Source organism: Streptomyces griseus subsp. griseus, from assembly GCF_003610995.1.
In the GTDB taxonomy this organism is placed as follows: Bacteria; Actinomycetota; Actinomycetes; order Streptomycetales; family Streptomycetaceae; genus Streptomyces.
Genome location: NZ_CP032543.1, coordinates 6,496,508 through 6,518,123, shown reverse-complemented (window position 1 = coordinate 6,518,123; position 21,616 = coordinate 6,496,508). Strand labels below are relative to the sequence as shown.

Sequence of the window (21,616 nt, the reverse complement as noted above, 5' to 3'; positions counted from 1 at the left end):
GAAGGGGTCGGTGCCTGCCCCGTCCGCCGTCGGCAGAGGTGGCCGCCCTACTTCGAGGGCAGCTCCTTCAGTTGGATGTTGCGGAAGGAAACGTGGTCGTCGGGCCCGTGGTTCTGGAGTCCGATGTAGCCGTTCTTCAGGCTGCGGGCCGGGTCGGTGTTGGTGAAGTCGTTGATCTTCGCTCCGTTGAGGAAGATCTGCAGACGCTCGCCCTGGACCTTGATCTCGTAGCTGTTCCACTGGCCCGGCGGCCGCAGGACGCGGTCACGGGCCTTGATGTTGGCCGACTTGAACCCGTAGACGGCGCCGGTGGTGCGGTCGGCGGCATCGGTGGCGTCGATCTGGATCTCGTAGCCGTTGTTCACGGCCGACCAGGGGTCGTCGGACTCCGGGAAGCCCACGAAGACACCGGAGTTGTCGTCACCGGCCATCTTCCAGTCCAGCTTGAGCGAGTACGCCTTCAGCTCCTTGGCCTGGTAGGTGAGCAGGCCCATGCCGCCCTCGGAGTGCAGGGCGCCGTCGCTGATGGAGAACTTGCCGGGGCCGGCCTGCTTCCACCCGTCCAGCGTCTTGCCGTTGAAGAGGGGCCGGTAGTCCTTGTTCGGCTTGCAGTCGGCCTTGACCTGGCCGGTGGCGTAGCGCAGGCCGCCGGAGAGGTGCTGGCGGAAGGCCGTCTCCGCGTAGGACTCCTTGGTGTGGCCGAGGCCGGTGTAGAAGGAGCGGCCGCCCTGGTAGGTCTGGCACCAGGAGATCGGGTGGTCCCCCTTCATGTTGCCGCCGGTGTAGGTGGTCTCGTCCAGGGTGGCCAGCACCTTGGCCTTGTCCCGGGGGTTGGAGCGGTAGTTGTACCACTCGTCGGTGCGCTCCCACTCCTCGTCCAGGTGCGCGGTGGCCGGATGGTCGTGGTCCTCCACGCGGACGGTGGCCGGCTGGATCTGCGGGTGCGAGTCGAAGTAGGCGCCGACCAGGCCGCCGTAGAACTCCCAGTCGTACTCGGTGTCGGCGGCCGCGTGGATGCCGACGTAACCGCCGCCGGTGGCCACGTAGTTCTCGAACGCCTTCTGCTGGTCGGCGTTGAGGACGTCACCGGTGGTGGAGAGGAAGGCGACGGCGTCGTAGCGGGCGAGGTTGCTGGTGGTGAACTGGGCGGCGGACTCGGTGGAGTCGACCGTGATGTTGGTGTCCTTGCCGATCTCCTTCAGTGCGGCGATGCCGGCCGGGATGGAGTCGTGGCGGAATCCGGCGGTCTTGGAGAAGACCAGGACGCGCTTGGCGGTCTTGTCGACCGGGGTGTTCGACAGCTCGAAGTCGTCGATGTCGAACAGCGCGCCGTCGCCGCCCTTGAAGACGAGGAAGAGGTCGGTCTTCTTCTTGGGGGCTCCGCGCAGCGGGATGTCGATGTCCTGGAAGGTGTCCCAGCTGCCGGTCACCGGGACCGGTCCGGAGCCGAGGATCTTGCCGGTGGGCGATCCGGCGCGCACTTCGAGGAAGCCGCCCGAACCGGCGGACGAGATACGGGCGGTGAGCTTGGTGGTGCCACCGAGGACGTAGGTCTTGAAGGAGATCCAGTCGTCGTTGTGGATGTCACCGACGGTCTTACCGCCGTGCGCGCTGGACTTGCTCGGCGTGGTGACGCCGAAGGAGTCGTCGAAGTGCTCGGCCTGCCGGTGCTTGGGCTGGAGGCGCGCCTGGTCCCTGCCGGTCAGCTTGGCCTGGCCGCCACCGCCGTTGTCGGTGTAGGAGGCCGAGATCCCGCCGTAGATGTTGGCGTTGGGGTCGTGACCGCCTTCCATGGCGGTCTTGATGGTGCCTTCGCAGCCGTGCTCGGTGGTGATGTCATGGCCGTGGCTGTCGTGGCCCAGGGTGAACTTGACCTCGACCTTGGTGCAGTCGATGGTGCCGTCCTCCGGGTCGCTGACGTTCACCTTGAACGGCACGGAGTCACCGAACTCGAAGAGCTGCCCGTCCTCGGGGAGCACCAGCTCCACGGTCGGGGCGGTGTTGCCGACGGTGATGTGGACGCTGGCGGAGCCGGTGCGCCCGGTCGGGTCCTCGGCGGTGAGGGTCGCGACGTAGGTGCCGTTCTTCTTGTACGTGTACGTCGGGTTGGCGGCCGTGGAGGTTCCGCCGTCGCCGAAGTCCCAGGCGTACGTCAACGGGTCGCCGTCGCCGTCGGCGGTGCCGGCGGAGGAGAACTTCACCTTCAGCGGTGCGGTGCCGGAGGTCTTGTTCGCCGAGGCCTCGGCGATGGGTGAGCGGCCTCCGGTGGCGTTCTCGATGCGGTAGAGCGCGGAGTTCTCGTCGCCGCCGAACCAGGCGAGGCCGTAGTCCAGGACGTAGAGCGCCCCGTCCGGGCCGAAGGCCATGTCCATGATCTGCGTACCGGACCACGGCACGTCGTTGATGGACTGGACGGTGCCGTCCGCGTCCTGTTCGATGCGCTTGATCCACCGGCGGCCGAACTCACCGGCGAAGAAGTCGCCGTCGTAGGCCTCGGGGAACTTGACCGGGGAGTCGAGGTCCTCGTCGTAGCGGTAGACCGGTCCGCCCATCGGGGACTCGGAGCCGGAGCCGAACTCGGGCACCGAGCCGCCGTCGTACGGGATCCACGCGGCCTCGGCCGGGGGCAGGTCGACGAGGCCGGTGTTGTTCGGCGACTCGTTCCTGGGCTTGGCGCAGTCGAAGGCGGCGCCGGAGGCCTTGGTGGCGAAGTCGTAGTCGATGTACGGCTCGTTGTCGCCGACGCAGTACGGCCAGCCGAAGTTGCCGGCCTTGGTCACCCGGGCGAACTCCACCTGGCCGGAGGGGCCGCGCTTGGGGTCGGCCGCACCGGCGTCGGGGCCGTAGTCTCCGACGTACGCGATGCCGGTGGCCTTGTCGACGGAGAAGCGGAACGGGTTGCGGAAGCCCATCGCGTAGATCTCGGGGCGGGTCTTGTCCGTGCCGGGCTCGAAGAGGTTTCCCTCGGGGATGGTGTACGAGCCGTCCTCGGCGACCTTGATGCGCAGGAGCTTGCCGCGGAGGTCGTTGGTGTTGCCGGAGGTCCGCTGGGCGTCGAACGCCGGGTTGCGGTCGGGGCGCTCGTCGATCGGTGTGTAGCCGTCGGAGGCGAAGGGGTTGGTGTCGTCGCCGGTGGAGAGGTAGAGGTTCCCGTCCTTGTCGAAGTCGATGTCACCGCCGACGTGGCAGCAGATACCGCGCGAGGTGGGAACGTCCAGGACCTTCTTCTCACTGGCGGTGTCGAGGGTGCCGTCCTCGTTGAGCACGAAGCGGGAGAGCCGGTTGACACCGTCGAACTTGGCGAAGTCGGCGGCGGACCCGGTCTCGGGGGCGTCGCCCGCCGGGGTGTCCATGGGGGGTGCGTAGAAGAGGTAGATGGCCCGGTTCTCGGCGAAGTCGGGGTCGACGCCGATGCCCTGGAGGCCTTCCTCGTCGTGCGTGTACACGGGGAGCGTGCCGGAGATCCTGGTGTTGCCGGCGCTGTCGGTGATGCGGAGCTCGCCGCCGCGCGCGGTGTGCAGGACGCTGCGGTCGGGGAGGACGGCGAGCGACATGGGCTCACCGGTCTCCTCCGCCCCCTTGGCCAGGGTGACCTGCTGGAAGTCCTCGGCGGCTGGCGCCTCGTGTTCGGGGTGGCCGGGGTGGGCGGTGGCACCGGGGGCGGAGCCGAGGGTGAGGGTCGCCGCGGCGAGCAGGCCGCCGGTGAAGAGGGCGAGCGATTTGCGGACGCGGGGCCGGGCCAGGAGCCGCTTTCTGGTTCTGTGCACGTGGGTCCTCCGGAGAGTGCCGGTTGTACGGGCGGGTGGTGCTGCCGTGCCGCGCGGGGACTGCCGCGCGTGCGTCACCAGGGACGGGGGTGACCCCGGTGACGCGAGTCATGTCGTGTACACGTGGTGGACGGTAGACCTGTTCGTCCGGGACGGAAAGCCCTTGTGCAACAGGTAAGTCGAACTTCTGCTTCCGCCAGGACAAAGGAGAATCCGGGCAGGGCGAGGCAGCCCCGGGGGCTGGGGGCCCAGGTACGGACCATGCCCCCGGGGCTTGACGGGCGGTGCTACTCGCCGCCGCCGAAGGCCGCGTCGAAGGAGGCCGACGGCGGGTCGAAGTCGAACCGCTTGAGGCTGGCAAGCGCTTCCGGGGCGCCGGCCAGCCGGTCCATGCCCGCGTCCTCCCACTCCACCGAGATCGGGCCCTCGTAGCCGATGGACCGGAGCATCCGGAACACGTCCTCCCAGGGCACGTCACCGTGGCCGGCGGAGACGAAGTCCCAGCCGCGCCGGGGGTCGCCCCACGGCAGGTGCGAGCCGAGGCGGCCGTTGCGGCCGTCGAGGCGCTTGCGGGCCTCCTTGCAGTCCACGTGGTAGATCCGGTCCCGGAAGTCGTAGAGGAAGCCGACCGGGTCGAGGTCCTGCCAGACGAAGTGGCTCGGGTCGAAGTTCAGCCCGAACGCGGGCCGGTTGTCGACCGCTTCGAGGGCGCGCTTGGTGGTCCAGTAGTCGTACGCGATCTCGCTCGGGTGCACCTCGTGGGCGAAGCGCACCCCCTCCGCGTCGAAGACGTCCAGGACCGGGTTCCAGCGCTCCGCGAAGTCCTCGTAACCGCGTTCGATCATGTGCGGCGGGACCGGCGGGAACATGGCGACCAGGTGCCAGATCGAGGAGCCGGTGAACCCGATGACCGTGTCCACCCCGAAGGCGGCGGCGGCCCGCGCGGTGTCCGCGATCTCGGCGGCGGCCCGCTGCCGTACGCCTTCGGCCTCGCCGTCGCCCCAGATGCGGGCGGGCAGGATGCCCTGGTGGCGTTCGTCGATCGGGTGGTCGCAGACGGCCTGGCCGACGAGGTGGTTGGAGATGGCGAAGCACTTCAGCCCGTACCTGTCCAGCAGTTGGTGCCTGCTGTCCAGGTAGCCGGGGTCGGCGAGCGCCTTGTCGACCTCGAAGTGATCTCCCCAGCAGGCGAGTTCGAGTCCGTCGTAGCCGAAGTCACGGGCGTGCTTGCAGACCTCCTCCAGCGGGAGGTCGGCCCATTGGCCGGTGAACAGGGTGAAGGGGCGGGGCATGGGCGGGCTACCTCCTAGGACGAGGACGGGACCGGGGTGTGCACGGAGTTCTTGGCGGCGCTCTCCTCGACTGCGGCGAGCACCCGCTGGACCTGGAGGCCGTCCGCGAACGAGGGCCGGGGCGGGGTGCCTTCGGCGATCGTGCGGACCACGTCACGGGCCTGGTGGACGAAGGTGTGCTCGTACCCGAGGGCGTGGCCCGGCGGCCACCAGGCCTCCAGGTAGGGGTGTTCGGGTTCGGTGACCAGGATGCGGCGGAAGCCGGCGGTGGCGGCGGGCTCGGTGTGGTCGTGGAAGGACAGCTCGTTGAGCCGTTCCAGGTCGAAGGCGAGCGAGCCCAGCTCGCCGTTGATCTCCAGCCGCAGCGCGTTCTTGCGGCCGGCGGCCATCCGGGTCGCCTCGAAGGAGGCCAGCGCCCCGGAGGCGAGCCGGCCGGTGAAGATGGCCGCGTCGTCCACCGTCACCTCGCCCCGCTCCACCGCGTCGGCGCCGCCGGAGAGCCCGGCCGACGCACCGGAGAGCAGGGGCCGCTCCCGTACGAAGGTCTCACTCACGGCCGACACCCCGGTCAGCAGCTCCCCCGCGAGATATTGCGCGAGGTCGACGATGTGCGCCCCCAGGTCGCCCAGCGCACCCGACCCGGCGTGCTCGCGCTTGAGGCGCCAGGTGAGCGGGGAGGCCGGGTCGACCAGCCAGTCCTGGAGGTAGCTGGCGCGTACGTGGCGCAGGGTGCCGAGGCGGCCGTCCGCGATGAGCTGCCGGGCGAAGGTGATGGCGGGCACCTTGCGGTAGTTGAAGCCCACGATCGCCACCTGGCCGCGGGCCTGCGCAGCCTCGGCGGCGCGGACCATCGCCTCCGCCTCGGCGACGGTGTTGGCGAGCGGCTTCTCGCACAGCACGTGTTTGCCCGCCTCCAGGGCGGCGATGGCGATCTCCGCATGGCTGTCGCCCGGGGTGCAGATGTCGATCAGCTGCACATCGTCCCGGGCGATCAGCGCCCGCCAGTCGGTCTCCGCGGCCGCCCAGCCGTGCCGGGCGGCGGCGGCGTCGACCGCCGCGCGGTCGCGTCCGCAGATCGCGGCGAGAGAGGGCCGCACCGGCAGGTCGAAGACGTGTCCGGCGGTGCGCCACCCCTGGGAGTGGGCGGCGCCCATGAACGCGTATCCGACCATGCCGACCCCGAGCGTTGCTCGCGCCTGCGTCGGCGGTGCTGCGGTCTGCGCTTCCGTCTCTTGACTACGGGCCATGCGGACTTCCTCCTCATCGGTGTGCGGTAACGGGCCGGGGGATGCGCTCGCCGCACCCCCCGCGGACCCGCTCAGTTGAAGCCCGTCGGCAGGTACTGGTCGATGTTGTCCTTGGTGACCACGGCCGAGTACAGGGTCAGGGAGGTCGGGATCTCCATCTCGGAGAGACCGCTGACGCCCTTGCTCTGGCCCAGCGCCCGGGCCAGGTCGATGGCGGAAGCGGCCATCGTCGGCGGGTAGAGGACGGTCGCCTTGAGCACCGAGTTGTCGGCCTTGATGGCGTCCATCGCGGACTTGGCGCCGGCGCCGCCGACCATGATGAACTCGTCACGGCCGGCCTGCTGGATGGCGCGGAGCGCCCCCACGCCCTGGTCGTCGTCGTGGTTCCACAGGGCGTCGAACTGCTTCTGCGCCTGGAGGAGCTGGGCCATCTTCGCCTGGCCGGACTCGACGGTGAAGTCGGCGGCCTGACGGGCCACCAGCTTGATGTTGGAGTAGTTCTTGAGCGCGTCGGCGAAGCCCTGGCTGCGCTGCTTGGTCAGCTCCAGGTTGTCGATGCCGGCGAGCTCCACGACCTTGGCGTTCGCCTTGTCCTTGAGCTGTTCACCGATGTAGTGACCGGCGTTGAGACCCATGCCGTAGTTGTCGCCGCCGACCCAGCAGCGGTACGCCTGCGGGGAGGCGAAGATCCGGTCCAGGTTGACGACCGGGATGCCCGCCTTCATCGCCTCCAGACCGACCTGGGTCAGCGCCTTGCCGTCGGCGGGGAGGATGACGAGGACGTCGACCTTCTTGTTGATGAGGGTCTTGACCTGCCCGATCTGGGCAGCGGTGTCGTTGGAGCCCTCGGTGATCTCCAGCGTCACCTCGCTGTACTTCTCCGCCCGCGACTTGGCGTTCACGTTGATGGCGTTGAGCCAGCCGTGGTCGGCCTGCGGTCCGGCGAACCCGATGGTGACGGGCTTGCCGGGCTTGTCGTCGGCTGCGGGCTGGCTGTTGCCCGCGGGCTCGGCGTTCTTCGGCTCGTTGCTGGTGCAGGCGGTGAGGAGGGCGCCCGAGGAGATGGCTGCGGCTCCGAACAACAGCCCTCTGCGGCTGGTTTCTGGCATGGTGGTTGGACCCTTCATCCGGTGGGTGACGTGCGAAATACGGCTCAGGACGGGGAAGTGCGGCTCAGGTTCGGCGGGTTGCTCAGGTCTCGCCGCCGCGCAGGGTGCGGCGCTGGACGAGGACGGCGGCGACGATGATGGCGCCCTTGGCGATCTGCTGGACGTCGCTCTGGAGATTGTTGAGCGCGAAGATGTTGGTGATCGTGGTGAAGATCAGGACGCCGAGGACGGAGCCGACGATGGTGCCGCGGCCGCCGCTGAGCAGGGTGCCGCCGATGATCGCGGCAGCGATGGCGTCGAGTTCGTAGAGATTGCCGTTGGTGTTCTGGCCGGAGCCGGAGAGCACGATCAGCATGAAGGCGGCGATGCCGCAGCACATTCCGGAGAGCAGGTAGAGGTAGAGGCGCTGGCGGCGGACGTCGATCCCGGCGAGCCGGGCCGCCTCCGCGTTGCCGCCGACCGCGACCGTGCGGCGGCCGAAGGTGGTGCGGTTGAGGATCAGCCAGCCGATGACCGTGACCGCGGCGAACATCATGACCAGCGGCGGGATCCCGAGGAAGTAGGAGTCCGGCAGGCCGAGGCTGAGGACCGAGTCGACGGTGACGATCTGCGTCTTGCCGTCGGTGATCATGAGGGCGAGACCGCGCGCCGAGGCGAGCATGGCCAGCGTCGCGATGAACGGGACCATCCCGCCGTACGCGATGAGGACGCCGTTCACCAGTCCGGCGGCGAGCCCGACGACCACGGCGGTGAAGGCGATGCCCGCGAAACCGTACTCCTGGGTGGCGAGCGTCGTCGCCCAGACCGAGGCGAGGGCGACCATCGCCCCGACGGAGAGGTCGATGCCGCCGCTGGTGATGACGAAGGTCATGCCGACGGTGACGACCCCGATGACGGAGGCCTGGGTGAGGATCAGCTGGAGGTTCCCGGTGTCCAGGAACGCGCCCGGTTCGGTGATGCCGCCGACCAGGACGAGGGCGGCGAGGACACCGAGCAGGGACAGGATCCGGACGTCGAGCCGCAGTCCGAGGCCGGGCTTCTGACCGCCGGTCTTCACCGGGGGCGGGCCGGCGGGGCCGGTGAGGGCCCCCTTGTCCGGCCCGTTGTGCTGCGCCGACGGGGCGGGCTGTGTCATGGCGTCGGGCTCCCTTCCATCACGAGGTCGAGTACGCGGTGCTCGTCCAGCTCCTGGGCGGGGGCCGTGTGGACGACCTGTCCCTCCCGGAGCACCAGCACCCGGTCGGCGAGGCCCAGGACTTCGGGCACTTCGCTGGAGACGAGCAGGACGGCGAGGCCTTCGTCGGCCAGCCGGCGGATCACGGCGTAGAGCTCGGCGCGGGCACCGACGTCGACGCCACGGGTGGGTTCGTCCAGCAGCAGGACCCGGCAGCCGCGCAGCAGCCAGCGGGCGAGGACGGCCTTCTGCTGATTGCCGCCGGAGAGGGTGCGGATCGGTGTGTCCGGGTTGTCCGGCCGCAGGGAGAGTTCACGCGTGGCCTGCTGCGCGGACCGCCGCTCGCCGCCCCGGTCGATCCAGCCCACCCGGGCGAACCGGGAGAGCGAGGAGACGGAGACGTTGCGGGTCACGGACTCGGTCATCAGCAGGGCCTGGGCCTTGCGCTCCTCGGGGGCGAGACCGATCCCGGCGGCTACGGCGGCGCGGACGCTGCCGGGCCTGAGCTGCTTGCCACCGACGGAGACGGTTCCGGTGCTCGCCTTGCGGGCGCCGTAGATCGTCTCCAGGATCTCCGAGCGGCCGGAGCCGACGAGACCGGCGAGGCCGACGATCTCGCCGGGCCGCAGTTCGAGGTCGACGGGCGCGAACTCGCCCGCGCGGGAGAGGCCTTGGACCTTCAGGACGGGTTCGGTGGTGTTCGCCACCGCCTCGTCCGGGCGCGGCGGGAAGACGTACTCGACATCGCGGCCGGTCATCATGGCAACGATGTCGCGTGTGGGGGTGTCGGCGGCGGGGAGCCCGACCGCGACCGCCCGGCCGTCCTTCAGCACGGTGACCCGGTCGCCGATGCGGCGGATCTCCTCCAGCCGGTGCGAGATGTAGACGACGGCGACCCCGTCGGCGGTGAGGCTGTCGACGATCCGGAAGAGGTTGTCGACCTCGTCGGGGTCGAGAGCGGCGGAGGGCTCGTCCATCACGATGAGCCGTACGTCGTGGGAGAGCGCCCGCGCCATGGAGACGATCTGCTGCTGGGCGGCGGAGAGGGAGCCGACCGGCCGGGCGGGGTCGATCTCCGGGTGGCCGAGCCGGGACAGGAGCGCTTTCGCGGCCGAACGGCCCTCTCCAGTACGGACGATGAAGCCCGCGCTGGTGGGTTCATGGCCGAGGAAGACGTTCTCGGCGACCGACAGCCCTTCCACCAGGTCGAGTTCCTGGTAGATCGTGGCGATGCCCAGGCGCATGGCGGCGATCGGGGACTTGAGCCGGACCGCCTCGCCGCGCCAGGTGATCTCGCCGTCGTCGGGCTGGTGGGCCCCGGCGAGCACCTTGATGAGGGTGGACTTGCCTGCGCCGTTCTGGCCGAGGAGGCAGTGGACCTCGCCGGCCTGGACCTCCAGGTCGACGCCGTCCAGGGCGCGTACGCCGGGGAAGGACTTGGTGATGCCGGACATGGTGAGCAGGGGTGGTTCTGGTGCCATGACGAATCCCCTCGGCGAATGGGGTCTCCGCTGCCCGGCGGGGTGCCGGGCGTTCGGGAGGGCCGGTGAGCGGGCGGGGCGCAGGGCTGGAGGTGCCGTGGAGCCGGCGGCACCGCGAGCGGCTGCTGACGGGGGTACCTGACGAGTACCTGACCAAAGCGGTGGTGCGTACGGAACGTGGATAGGTGGTGCGTACGGAACGGGAAGGGGCGGTGCGTACGGATCGGTGGTGCGCACGGGGCGCGGATCGGTGGTGCGTACGGTGTCGGCCTCGGCGCGGGCGCCGCTCACCGGCCCCGTGGTCAGGCCGGTGAGAAGAGGTGGTCGCTGATGAGGCGGGCCGCGCCGATCACTCCGGCGGTGGGACCCAACTCGCCCAGCACGATGGGGAGGTTGCCGGTGGCCAGGGGCAGGGACTGCCGGTAGACCTGGGTGCGGACACTGGCGAGGAGGTTGTGACCGAGGCCGGTGACCCCGCCGCCGATCACCACCAGACCGGGATTGAAGAAGCTGACGAGACCGGCGATGACCTGCCCGACCCGGTTGCCGCCTTCGCGGATCAGGTCGAGTGCGGCCGCGTCCCCGGCCGCCGCGGCGGCGGCCACATCGGCGGCGGTGAGGCGTCCGGCCGCCTCCAGCCGGACCGCGAGCTCGGGCGAGCGGCCCTCACGGGCGGCGTCCTCCGCGTCACGGGCCAGGGCGGCCCCGCTGAAGTGGGCTTCCAGGCAGCCCTTGTTGCCGCAGGCGCAGGCCCGGCCGTCCGGTTCCACCTGGATGTGCCCGATGTCCCCGGCGCTGCCCGTCGTCCCCCGGTAGACCTCACCGCCGACGACGATCCCGCAGCCGATACCCGTGCCGATCTTGACGCAGAGGAAGTCGCCCACGGAGCGGGCGACGCCCGCGTGCTGCTCCCCCATCGCCATGAGGTTCACATCGTTGTCGACCATGACGGGGCAGCCCAGGTCCTGGCTGAGCGCCTCGCGGACCGGGAAACCGTCCCAGCCGGGCATGATCGGCGGCGCGACCGGCACGCCTTCGGGGAAGCGGACGGGGCCGGGGACCCCGATGCCCGCGCCGTCGAAGCCCTCGGCGAGGCCGGAGGCCCGGAGCTTGGCCGCCATCGCCAGGACCTGCTCGAAGACCGCGACCGGGCCCTCGCGCACGTCCATCGGCTGGTTGAGATGGCCGAGGACCTCCAACTCCGCGTTGGTGACGGCCACATCGATGGAGGTGGCGCCGATGTCGACCCCGAGGAAGCGCAGTTCGGGGGCGAGCCGGATGTTGTGCGAGCGGCGCCCGCCACGGGATGCGGCGAGTCCGTCGGCCACCACCAGGCCGGTCTCCAGCAGCCGGTCCACCTCGACGGCGAGCTTGGAGCGCGAGAGATCGACCTGATCACCCAGCTGGGCACGGGAGTTGGGACCCCCGTCGCGCAGCAGCCGGAGCAGTCGTGCCTGATGCGCGTTCGCGGGTCGTGCCGTCATACGTCTCACGCGTCCCTCCCCGCCACATCCGGCCAGTCCGTCGGGCTTTCGAGGGGAACGTAGCAGCGCTTTCCCGCAGTGGGAAGAAGTTGCGCAGGAATCGGCCCCAACTTTCTCCACACTCAGGACAAAGCCCGGGCGGGGTGACTCCGGACGCGCTCAGGGGCAGCGGATGACCTGTCCGGCGTACGAGAGGTTCCCGCCGAAACCGAAGAGCAGCACCGGCGCTCCGGAGGCGACCTCACCGCGCTCCACGAGCTTGGAGAGCGCCATCGGGATGGAGGCGGCGGAGGTGTTGCCGGAGTCGACCACGTCCCGGGCGATGACCGCGTTGACCGCGCCGATCTTCCGCGCGACCGGTTCGATGATCCGCAGGTTGGCCTGGTGCAGGACGACGGCGCCGAGGTCCTCGGGGGCGACACCCGCCTTCTCGCAGACCTTGCGGGCGATCGGGGGCAGCTGGGTGGTGGCCCAGCGGTAGACGGACTGGCCCTCCTGGGCGAAGCGCGGCGGCGTGCCCTCGATCCGTACGGCGTTGCCCATCTCCGGCACCGATCCCCACAGCACCGGACCGATCCCGGGGCCGCCCGGGGCGTCGGGGGCGGACGGGTCGGCGGTGACCACGGCGGCGCCCGCGCCGTCGCCGAGCAGGACGCAGGTGGTGCGGTCGGTCCAGTCCGCGATGTCGGCCATCTTGTCGGCGCCGATGACCAGCGCGCGGGTCGCCGCACCGGCCCGGATCGTGTGGTCGGCGACGGCCAGGGCATGGGTGAAGCCCGAGCAGACCACGTTGATGTCCATCACCGCGGGTGACCCCATGGAGAGCCGCGCCGCGACCCGGGCCGACATGCTCGGGGAGCGGTCGATGGCCGTGGAGGTGGCCACCAGGACCAGATCGATGTCGGAAGGCTGGAGACCGGCGGCGGCCAGCGCCTTGGCTCCGGCGTGCGCGGCCAGCTCGTCGACCGGCTCGTCGGGGCCGCCCACGTGCCGGGTCTTGATGCCGACCCGGCTCGTGATCCACTCGTCGCTCGTGTCGACCAGGGCCGCCAGATCGTCGTTGGTGAGCACCTTGGCGGGCTGATAGTGGCCGAGCGCCACGACACGTGAGCCGGTCATACGGGTTCCCATCGTTACGTAGGGCAGGAAACATCCAGTCTTGGTGGCTACCGTCCGGTACGGGGGCACGTGATCCCACAGGAAACCGGCCCACACGTTGGAGCATTGACAACAGCCTCACCTGCGTGCTCCCCCGACCGTCCGTTCGGGGGGGGGCGCGGACGCGGCTCAGACGCCGTACCTCGTGTGCAGGACAATGGCAGGGCCAGGCTCCGGTCCGACCCACGGCCGGAGCTCCGCACACCGACAGAATCGGGTTCAGCCTCATGGGACGGGTCACCGAGCGCCGCCGCACCCTCCGTATCCGGGACGGGGCCGTCTCCTCCCGCGCCGACACGCTCGTCGCGGAGGAGCCCCTGGAGATCCGGCTGAACGGAAAGCCGCTGGCCATCACGATGCGCACACCGGGTGACGACTTCGCGCTCGCCGCCGGGTTCCTGGTGAGCGAGGGCGTGATCGCCGAGGGGGACGAGGTGCAGTCCATCGTCTACTGCGCCGGCGCGACCGCCGACGGCGTGAACACGTACAACGTGGTGGACGTGAAGCTCGCGCCCGGTGTCGTGGTCCCCGACATCACGCTGGAGCGGAACGTCTACACCACGTCCTCGTGCGGCCTGTGCGGGAAGGCCAGCCTGGACGCCGTCCGCACCACGACCCGCCACCCGGTCGGCGACACTCCCCCGGTCCGGGTCACGCCCGAGCTGCTCTCCGCCCTCCCGGACCGGCTGCGGGCCGCACAGAAGGTGTTCGACCGGACCGGCGGGCTGCACGCGGCGGCCCTGTTCTCCGAGGAGGGCGAGCTGCTGGACGTGCGGGAGGACGTGGGGCGGCACAACGCGGTGGACAAGCTGGTGGGGCGGGCGCTGACGGACGGGCGGCTGCCGTTGTCGCGGGCGGTGCTGCTGGTCTCGGGGCGGGCCTCGTTCGAGCTGGCGCAGAAGGCGGTGATGGCCGGGATCCCGGTGCTCGCGGCGGTCTCCGCGCCGTCCTCGCTGGCGGTGGACCTGGCGGCGGAGACCGGGCTGACCCTGGTGGGGTTCCTGCGGGGGCCTTCGATGAACGTGTACGCCGGTGAGCACCGGATCGCGCTGGCGGCGGGGGCCCGGCAGGGGTGAGGCTTCCGCGGCTCAGGTCACCGTGGCGGGCGCCCGTGACGCGGAGTCCTCCCGGTCCCGCACCGCCTCCGGGTCCCGCGAGCGACGTTTGGCGATGACCGCGCAGACCATCAGCTGCATCTGGTGGAAGAGCATCAGCGGCAGCACGGCGAGGCTCGCGTGCGCCCCGAACAGCACGCTCGCCATCGGCAGCCCCGCCGCCAGGCTCTTCTTCGACCCGGCGAACTGGATGGCGATCCGGTCCTCCCGGTCGAAGCCGAGCCGCCGCGCCCCGTACCAGGTCAGTGCGAGCATCACGGCCAGCAGGACCGCCTCGGCCCCGAGCAGGGCGCCGAGCCGGGCGGGGGTGACCTGGCTCCAGACTCCGGCGACCATGCCCTCGCCGAACGCGGTGTAGACGACCAGCAGGATCGATCCACGGTCCACCAGCCCCAGCACCTTCTTGTGCCGGGTCAGGAATCCGCCGACCCAGCGGCGCAGGAACTGCCCGGCGAGGAACGGCACGAGCAGCTGGACCACGATCTTCAGCAGCGAGTCCGCCGAGAACCCGCCGCCGGTGGAGCCGAGCAGCAGCGCGGCGAGCAGCGGCGTCAGGAAGATCCCGGTGAGGCTGGAGAAGGACCCGGCGCAGATCGCGGCGGGCACGTTCCCCCGGGCCATCGAGGTGAAGGCGATCGAGGACTGGATCGTCGACGGTACGAGGCAGAGGAAGAGGAAGCCCGCCTGGAGCTCGGGCGTCAGCACGTACGGCACCAGTCCCCCGCTCGCCAGCCCGAGGAGCGGGAAGACGAGGAACGTGCAGGCCAGGACGGTGAGGTGGAGCCGCCAGTGCTTCAGCCCGTCGAGTACCTCCGTGGTGGAGAGCCGGGCACCGTAGAGGAAGAAGAGCAGGGCGACCGCCCCGGTGGAGGCCCCGCCCGCCACATCGGCGGCCGTGCCGCGCGCGGGCAGCAGCGCGGCGAGGGCGACCGTGCCGACCAGCGCCAGGATGTACGCGTCGACCGGCAGCCAGGACGGCAGGGCGAGGGTGCGGCGGCGACTGCTCATGGGCTCCACGTGATTCTTCGGCTCGCTGGGGTGCCCCACCATCCTGCCCGCCGCCGGGCGATCGGGAATCCCTCATACCGCTCTGACTGTCATCACATAACGCGATAGGAGCGTCTAGCGTGGTGTCCGTGGACACCTCCTACGACCCCGCCCAGCTCCGTACCTTCCTCGCCGTCGCCCAGACCCTGAGCTTCACCCAGGCCGCCCGCCGCCTCGGGATCAGGCAGTCCACGGTCAGCCAGCACGTCCGGCGGCTGGAGGAGGCCACCGGGCGGCAGCTGTTCGCCCGGGACACCCACCGGGTCGACCTGACCGAGGCCGGCGAGGCGATGCTCGGCTTCGCCCGGACGATCCTCGCGGCGCACGAGCGGGCGGCGGCGTTCTTCACGGGCACCCGGCTGCGCGGGCGGCTCCGCTTCGGCGCCTCGGAGGACTTCGTGCTGACCCGGCTGCCGGAGATCCTGGAGTCGTTCCGCCGCGACCATCCGGAGGTCGAACTGGAACTCACCGTGGAGCTGTCCGGGACGCTGCACCGCCGGCTGGAGGCGGGCCGGCTGGATCTGGTGCTGGCGAAGCGGAGGACCGGCGACACGCACGGCGAGCTGGTGTGGCAGGACGCGCTGGACTGGATCGGCGCGCCCCGGCTGCGGATCGACCCGGAACGCCCGGTGCCGCTCATCGTCTTCCCGCCGCCGGGCATCACCCGGGCCCGCGCGCTGGAGGTGCTGGAGGAGCACGGGCGGTCCTGGCGGATCGCCTGTACGAGTACGAGCCTGAGCGCCCTGGTCGCGGCGGCGCGGGCGGGGCTCGGCGTGATGGTGCACTCGCGGGGGCTGATCCCGCCGGGGCTCGTACCGGTTCCGGCCAGGGCGGGGCTGCCGGAGCCGGGCGGCGTCGACTTCGTGCTGCTGCACGGGGACCGCAGGGGCGCGGCGCTGGAGGCGGCGGACGCGCTGGCGGGGGCGATCCTGGCGGGCGGGGACCGGCTGCACCGGGGTGGCGGCGACTGACCCGCCGGCGCTCTCCGGCACCCAGCGGCACCCTCCGGCACAGAGAGTTCGATAGCGGAACAGAGCACCGCACACCCGCGCGAATCCGGAATGATCACCACGGTCGGATTCGGTGGAGATTTGGCCGCGAGCCGCTTACGCCTCCGTCAGAAGTGCGCCCGAGCCTTGCCCATCTGGCCGGATTTCGACGGTTGACCTCTGCGAATGCCACGTTTTACCCGGGGTTCGGACCCTCCCGCCCGGCCCCCGGTTGGGGTAGCGTCGCGGCGCTGTGCGGAGCGCCCCGAGGAGCAGGCCATTGCGTGAAATCACTGTCCCACCCCTGGCCGCGGCGCCCCAGGTCGGCGGTTTGGCCGATGCGGTCTTCGCCTACGCGGAGGACGATCCCCAGCGGGTCGCGTTCGGCCGCAAGGACGCGGGCGGGCAGTGGCGGGATGTGACGTCCGAGGCGTTCCGCGACGAGGTGCTGGCGCTGGCCAAAGGGCTGATCGCGCACGGTGTCCGGTTCGGCGACCGGGTCGCCCTCATGTCCCGTACCCGGTACGAGTGGACGCTCTTCGACTTCGCGATCTGGTCGGTGGGCGCGCAGTCGGTGCCCGTCTACCCGACCTCGTCGGCCGAGCAGGTCCACTGGATGCTGCACGACGCCGAGGTGGTGGCGGTGATGGTGGAACACGAGGACCACGCGATGACCGTCGGTTCGGTGATCGACCGGCTGCCGCACCTCAAGCGGCTGTGGCAGCTGGACGCCGGTGCGGTGGACGAGCTGTTCGCCGCGGGCGGGATGGTCGACGACGAGGTGGTGCACCGGCACCGGCGCGCCGTGACGCCCGAGTCCGTGGCGACGGTGATCTACACCTCGGGCACGACGGGCCGCCCCAAGGGGTGCGTGATCACCCACGCGAGCTTCATGTTCGAGGCCGACACGATGGTCGCCCGCTGGGAGCCGGTGTTCCACTCCCGGCCCGGCGACGAGGCGGCCACCCTGCTCTTCCTCCCGCTGGCGCACGTCTTCGGCCGGATGGTGGAGATCGCGGCGGTACGGGGCCGGGTCAAGCTCGGCCACCAGCCGCAGCTCTCGGCACAGGCCCTGATGCCGGACCTGGTGGCGTTCCGGCCCACCTTCATCCTGGCGGTGCCGTACATCTTCGAGAAGGTCTTCAACGGCGCCCGGCGCAAGGCCGAGGCGGAGGGCCGGTCCGGGCCCTTCGACAAGGCGGTCGACATCGCGGTGAAGTACGCGGAGGCGCTGGAGCGGAAGGCGTTCGGCCTCGGTCCCGGACCGTCGGCCGGGCTGCGGATGCAGCACCAGTTCTTCGACAAGGTCGTCTACAAGAAGGTCCGCGACGCGATGGGCGGCCGGGTGCGGCACGCGATGTCGGGCGGCTCGGGCATGAACCGCCGGCTCGGCCTGTTCTTCGCGGGCGCCGGGGTGAGCGTCTTCGAGGGGTACGGGCTGACCGAGACCACCGCGGCGGCCACCGCCAACCCGCCCGAGCGCACCCGGTACGGCACGGTCGGTCTGCCCATCCCCGGTACGTCGGTGCACATCGCGGAGGACGGCGAGGTGTGGGTGCACGGCCCCAACGTCTTCTCCGGCTATCTGGGCAACCCCGCGGCCACCCGGGCCACGATGGAGGACGGCTGGCTGGCCACCGGGGACATCGGTTCGCTGGACGCGGACGGCTATCTCACGATCACCGGGCGGAAGAAGGAGATCCTGGTGACGTCCGGCGGCAAGAGCGTGTCGCCGTCCGGCCTGGAGGAGCGGGTGCGGGCCCACCCCCTGGTCGCCCAGTGCATCGCCGTCGGCAACGACCGCCCGTACATCGCGGCGCTGGTCACCGTCGACCAGGAGGCCGTGGAGCACTGGCTCACCATGCAGGGCCGCACGGCGCTGGGCCCCGCCGAGATGGTGCGCGATCCGGACCTGGAGATGGAGGTCCGCCGGGCGGTGGTGGCCGCCAACACGGCGGTGTCGCAGGCCGAGTCGATCCGTACGTTCCGGATTCTGGCCCACCCGTTCACCGAGGAGCACGGGCTGCTCACCCCCTCGCTGAAGCTGAAGCGCAAGGCGATCGAGACGGCCTACGAGGCAGAGGTGGACGCGCTCTACCACTGACCGGCCCACGCGAGCTCTGGATCATGGAGCGGGAATGCCCGGGAGCGCCCGTTCGTTCTCCTCGGGAGTACCAACCGACAACGTAAGGATCGACCGCTCGTGAGCCAGGTCCCCTCCATCACCCTCAACAACGGCCTCGGAATGCCGCAGCTCGGTTTCGGTGTCTGGCAGGTGCCGGACGACGAGGCCGCGAAGGCGGTCGCGAAGGCCATCGAGTCCGGGTACCGGTCCATCGACACCGCCGCGATCTACGAGAACGAGGTGGGCACCGGCAAGGCCATCGCCGCCTCCGGGGTCGCCCGTGACGAGCTCTTCGTCACCACGAAGCTGTGGAACAGCGAGCAGGGCCATGACAGCACGCTGCGCGCCTTCGACGCCTCGCTGGACAAGCTCGGCCTGGACTACGTCGACCTGTATCTGATCCACTGGCCGGTCCCGGCCAAGGACGCGTACACCGACACGTACAGGGCGTTGGAGAAGATCCACGCCGACGGCCGCGCCAAGGCGATCGGTGTGTCGAACTTCCACCCCGAGCACCTGAAGCGGCTGCTGGACGAGACCTCCGTGGTCCCCGTCCTCAACCAGATCGAGCTGCACCCCCAGCTCCAGCAGACCGAGGCGCGCGCCTTCCACGCGGAGCACGGCATCGCCACCGAGGCCTGGTCGCCGCTGGGCCAGGGCAAGGGCCTCCTGGAGGTGCCGACGGTCGTCGCCATCGCCCAGAAGCACGGCCGCACCCCCGCCCAGGCCGTCCTGCGCTGGCACCTGCAGACCGGCAACATCGTGATCCCGAAGTCCGTGACCCCGGCGCGGATCGAGGAGAACATCGACGTGTTCGGTTTCGAGCTGGACGCCGACGACCTCGCCGCCTTCGCGGCACTGGACGAGGGCAAGCGGCTCGGCCCGGACCCGGCGGAGTTCAACCTCGGCGCCTGAGCGTCAGGTACGTCCGGCGCCCCCACCGTCCCCTCGGCGGGGGCGCCTTCGGCCATCGACTCCCCGGGGGAGAACGCGAGATGAGCAGCGATCCGGCGCCCGTCGTCGAGGCGGGCACGTACCGTCTGCGCAATATCGGCAGCGGCCTGGTGCTGGAGGTGTACGGCGCCGCCAAGGGCAGCGGTGCCCGTGTGCAGCAGGGCAAGGACGACGGGTCGGCGGCCCAGCGGTGGCGGCTGTCCCCGGTGCACGAGGGCGCGGCCCTCCATCACCTGGTCAACGCGCACAGCGGGAAGCGGCTGGACGTCGCGAACGCCGGCACGGAGAACGGCGTCCGTATCCAGCAGTGGAAGGCCAACAACTTCGGCGCCCAGGAGTGGCTGATCGAGCAGCACCTGGAGGCGCCGGGCACGGTGACGCTGGTGAGCTTCATCAGCGGGCTCGTCATGGAGGTCGCCGACCGTTCCACCGAGGAGGGCGGGACGGTCCAGCAGTGGGAGGACACCGACTCCCCTTTCCAGTGGTGGGAGTTGGAGCCGGTGGCGTCGTCCTGACGGTGGCTCCCCCGGCCTGGAGGTCTCAGTCGCGGCGGCCGAGGTGGACCGTGCGGGCGGTGAGCAGGTAGACGTCGGGCCGGTGGTGGACCGCCGCCGGGTCCTCGGGGTCCAGCAGCCGTTCCAGTACGGCGCGGTCATCGGCGTCCAGGAGTTCGCCGAAGACCTCGTACTCCCGGGTCAGCTTGGTGACCACATGCTCGCGGGCGGGCGCGGAGAGCGGGGCCGGCAGGTCCAGCAGGAAGCTGCGTGTGCTCTGCGGGGTCAGGCCGACCGCCGCGATCAGGGCGCTCCAGTCCTCGGCCTCCCGCTTGGCGTCCGGCAGTTCGGTCCGCATCCGGTCGAACCGGGCGGCGAGGGCCGCGTCCATCCGGGCCTCCAGACCAGGCCGCCCGATGCCGAGATCCCGGGGCAGCCGCCGGGTGGGGAGCCCGCCTTCGAGGAGCGCCACGGTTCCTCCGGGGCGCAGGAGTTCGGCGAATTCGGCGAGGGCGGCGCGCTGATCACCCATGTGGTGCAGGGAGTTACCGGCCCAGATGAGGTCGGCCTCGCCCAACCGGTGAGCTTCCTGAGGGAGTTCGGCTTCCAGGGTCTGTACGCGGTCGCTCAGCCCGAGCCGCCGGGCGCGGGCCTCCGTCCGCTCCAGCAGGGCGGGCGTGGGGTCCACGGCGACGACCTCGGCCTCCGGGAACACCTCGGCCAGCAGACACGTGACGACACCGGGGCCGCTGCCGATGTCCAGCACCCGCCGGACCGTCGGCGCGGTCGGCAGGGCGGCGATCCACCGGGCGGCCTCTTCGTAGGTGCCGCTGTTGAGTTCCGCCTCCTGCTCCAGCATCGGGCCCATGACGTCCCAGTCGAACTCCGTACCCGCGCCCGCGGCGCCTGATCCATGGCTGTGGGCGTGCGCGTCGTGGGTATGCGCTCCAGGGGCGTGCGCGTCGTGGTGGCCGTGTGCGGCGTGGCTGCTCATGGCACCACCCTCACCGGAGGCCGGAGAACGGGCAAGTTCTGTTGCCGCTCCGGCAAGTTTCCGCGACAGCCCGCCCCGCTGAACCGGAGCAGACGCCTCCGCCCCTCCCCGGCCGGACGTACAGCCCGGAAACATTGCCTGAACCGAAGAGTGACCGACATATTGCCCGGGCGGGCCAGGGGCCATAACTTGCCTTTATGGAGCTGGAGTTGCGCCATCTGAGAACCGTCCGTGCCATCGCCGACACCGGAAGCCTTACCAAGGCCGCCGCCACGCTGGGCCTTGCCCAGCCCGCTCTCAGTGCCCAGCTGCGGCGGATCGAGAAGGCCCTGGGCGGCACGCTCTTCGAGCGGGATCACACGGGCGCCCGTGCCACTCCGCTCGGTGAGCTGGTGCTGGAGCGGGCCCGGGTGGTGCTGCCCGCGGTGAGCGAACTCCAGGCGGAGGCCGTGCGCTTCGCCAACGCCACCGGGCCGCTGGAGCGGTTCCGGCTCGGTGGTACGCACGGCCCGCTGCTCGGCGGTCTGGTCGACCGGATCGCCACGGCGCACCCGGCCGCGCCGGTCTCCACGTACACCGCGTGGTCGGTGGACGAGATCGCCGCCCTGACGATCGACGGGCGCCTCGACTTCGCGCTGATCGGCACGTGCGGCGAGAGCCCGCCCCCACTGGCCGAACGGCTGGTCTGGGAGGTGGTGGGGGTGGACCCGGTCTTCGTGATGCTGCCGGAGGGCCATCCGCTGGCCGGGGAACGGGAGCTGGACCTCGCCGCGCTGGCGGACCAGTGCTGGGCCGATGTTCCGGGGGACGGCTGTTTCGCCGACTGTTTCGCCACGGCCTGCGCGCGGGCCGGTTTCACCCCGGTGTCGGTGTACGAGACGGACACCTCGTCCGTCGTCCATCTGGTGCAGGTCGGACGGGCGATCGGGCTCTGCCGGGCGACGTTCCCGCCGGTGCCCGGAGTGGTGACCCGGCCGCTCGCCGGTGCGCCGCTCAGCTGGCGGCACCTGCTGGGCTGGCACCCGCACTCCCCCGCCGCGGACGCCGCGGCGGTGACGGTGGCCGGGCAGACCCGGGCGGCGTACGCGGAGGCCGTGTCCCGCAGCCCCGTCTACGCGCAGTGGCTCGCCGGGAATCCGCGGTTCGGGCTGGTCAGCTGAGCGCCCCGGCCCGGTGAGCGGGCCCT

16 protein-coding genes are annotated in these 21,616 nt (G+C 70.9%); 6 read left to right on the top strand and 10 right to left on the bottom strand.

From position 1 onward, the window contains the following. Positions 1-47: 47 nt before the first annotated feature. From D6270_RS29235 to D6270_RS29200, 8 genes are all read right to left on the bottom strand, one after another. Entirely contained in the window at positions 48-3,767 is a 3,720-nt protein-coding gene (locus D6270_RS29235; RefSeq protein WP_109162700.1) for a ThuA domain-containing protein, read from the bottom strand. Positions 3,768-4,054: 287 nt separating this feature from the next. Continuing rightward, positions 4,055-5,059: a sugar phosphate isomerase/epimerase family protein gene (locus tag D6270_RS29230; RefSeq protein ID WP_109162701.1), complete on the bottom strand. Its 1,005-nt coding sequence runs from the start codon at positions 5,057-5,059 to the stop codon at positions 4,055-4,057. A 14-nt stretch (positions 5,060-5,073) separates the two neighbouring features. Next, positions 5,074-6,306: a Gfo/Idh/MocA family protein gene (locus D6270_RS29225; protein WP_109162702.1), complete on the bottom strand. Its 1,233-nt coding sequence runs from the start codon at positions 6,304-6,306 to the stop codon at positions 5,074-5,076. Positions 6,307-6,377: 71 nt separating this feature from the next. Next, positions 6,378-7,415 (bottom strand): substrate-binding domain-containing protein, encoded by a 1,038-nt coding sequence (locus D6270_RS29220; protein ID WP_109162703.1) that lies wholly within the window; start codon positions 7,413-7,415, stop codon positions 6,378-6,380. Positions 7,416-7,497: 82 nt separating this feature from the next. After that, the gene (locus D6270_RS29215) at positions 7,498-8,550 is read right to left on the bottom strand and encodes an ABC transporter permease (protein ID WP_109162704.1); all 1,053 of its coding nucleotides are present in this window, start codon (positions 8,548-8,550) and stop codon (positions 7,498-7,500) included. Next, positions 8,547-10,070 carry a sugar ABC transporter ATP-binding protein gene (locus D6270_RS29210; protein WP_109162705.1) on the bottom strand — a complete coding sequence of 508 codons (1,524 nt, stop codon included), beginning with the start codon at positions 10,068-10,070 and terminating at the stop codon, positions 8,547-8,549. The genes D6270_RS29215 and D6270_RS29210 overlap by 4 nt, the downstream gene beginning before the upstream one ends. Before the next feature lie 302 nt (positions 10,071-10,372). Continuing rightward, positions 10,373-11,554 (bottom strand): ROK family transcriptional regulator, encoded by a 1,182-nt coding sequence (locus tag D6270_RS29205; protein WP_109162706.1) that lies wholly within the window; start codon positions 11,552-11,554, stop codon positions 10,373-10,375. Between the two features lie 159 nt (positions 11,555-11,713). Next, on the bottom strand, positions 11,714-12,673 hold the full coding sequence (locus D6270_RS29200; RefSeq protein WP_109162707.1) for a beta-ketoacyl-ACP synthase III: 960 nt from the start codon (positions 12,671-12,673) through the stop codon (positions 11,714-11,716). 266 nt (positions 12,674-12,939) lie between these two features. Between D6270_RS29200 and fdhD the strand changes: the two genes are divergently transcribed. Beyond that, on the top strand, positions 12,940-13,788 hold the full coding sequence (gene fdhD / locus D6270_RS29195) for a formate dehydrogenase accessory sulfurtransferase FdhD (RefSeq protein WP_109162708.1): 849 nt from the start codon (positions 12,940-12,942) through the stop codon (positions 13,786-13,788). Between the two features lie 12 nt (positions 13,789-13,800). Here the strand turns inward: fdhD and D6270_RS29190 are convergent, their stop codons facing one another. Next, positions 13,801-14,835 carry a bile acid:sodium symporter family protein gene (locus D6270_RS29190; RefSeq protein ID WP_109167227.1) on the bottom strand — a complete coding sequence of 345 codons (1,035 nt, stop codon included), beginning with the start codon at positions 14,833-14,835 and terminating at the stop codon, positions 13,801-13,803. A gap of 128 nt (positions 14,836-14,963) precedes the next feature. On the opposite strand from D6270_RS29190, the gene D6270_RS29185 reads away from it, so the two are divergent. From D6270_RS29185 to D6270_RS29170, 4 genes are all read left to right on the top strand, one after another. Next, complete coding sequence (locus D6270_RS29185) at positions 14,964-15,845, top strand: LysR substrate-binding domain-containing protein (RefSeq protein WP_109167228.1); 882 nt, start codon at positions 14,964-14,966, stop codon at positions 15,843-15,845. A gap of 322 nt (positions 15,846-16,167) precedes the next feature. Then, the gene (locus tag D6270_RS29180; protein WP_109167229.1) at positions 16,168-17,967 is read left to right on the top strand and encodes an AMP-dependent synthetase/ligase; all 1,800 of its coding nucleotides are present in this window, start codon (positions 16,168-16,170) and stop codon (positions 17,965-17,967) included. A 99-nt stretch (positions 17,968-18,066) separates the two neighbouring features. Continuing rightward, the gene (locus D6270_RS29175; RefSeq protein WP_109162709.1) at positions 18,067-18,903 is read left to right on the top strand and encodes an aldo/keto reductase; all 837 of its coding nucleotides are present in this window, start codon (positions 18,067-18,069) and stop codon (positions 18,901-18,903) included. Positions 18,904-18,983: 80 nt separating this feature from the next. Then, positions 18,984-19,457 carry an RICIN domain-containing protein gene (locus tag D6270_RS29170; RefSeq protein WP_109162710.1) on the top strand — a complete coding sequence of 158 codons (474 nt, stop codon included), beginning with the start codon at positions 18,984-18,986 and terminating at the stop codon, positions 19,455-19,457. Between the two features lie 25 nt (positions 19,458-19,482). Here D6270_RS29170 and D6270_RS29165 read toward each other — a convergent pair whose 3' ends face one another. Next, on the bottom strand, positions 19,483-20,430 hold the full coding sequence (locus D6270_RS29165) for a class I SAM-dependent methyltransferase (protein ID WP_109162711.1): 948 nt from the start codon (positions 20,428-20,430) through the stop codon (positions 19,483-19,485). A 197-nt stretch (positions 20,431-20,627) separates the two neighbouring features. Here D6270_RS29165 and D6270_RS29160 point away from each other — a divergent pair, with 197 nt between their 5' ends. Next, positions 20,628-21,590: a LysR family transcriptional regulator gene (locus D6270_RS29160; RefSeq protein WP_109162712.1), complete on the top strand. Its 963-nt coding sequence runs from the start codon at positions 20,628-20,630 to the stop codon at positions 21,588-21,590. Positions 21,591-21,616: the final 26 nt, after the last annotated feature.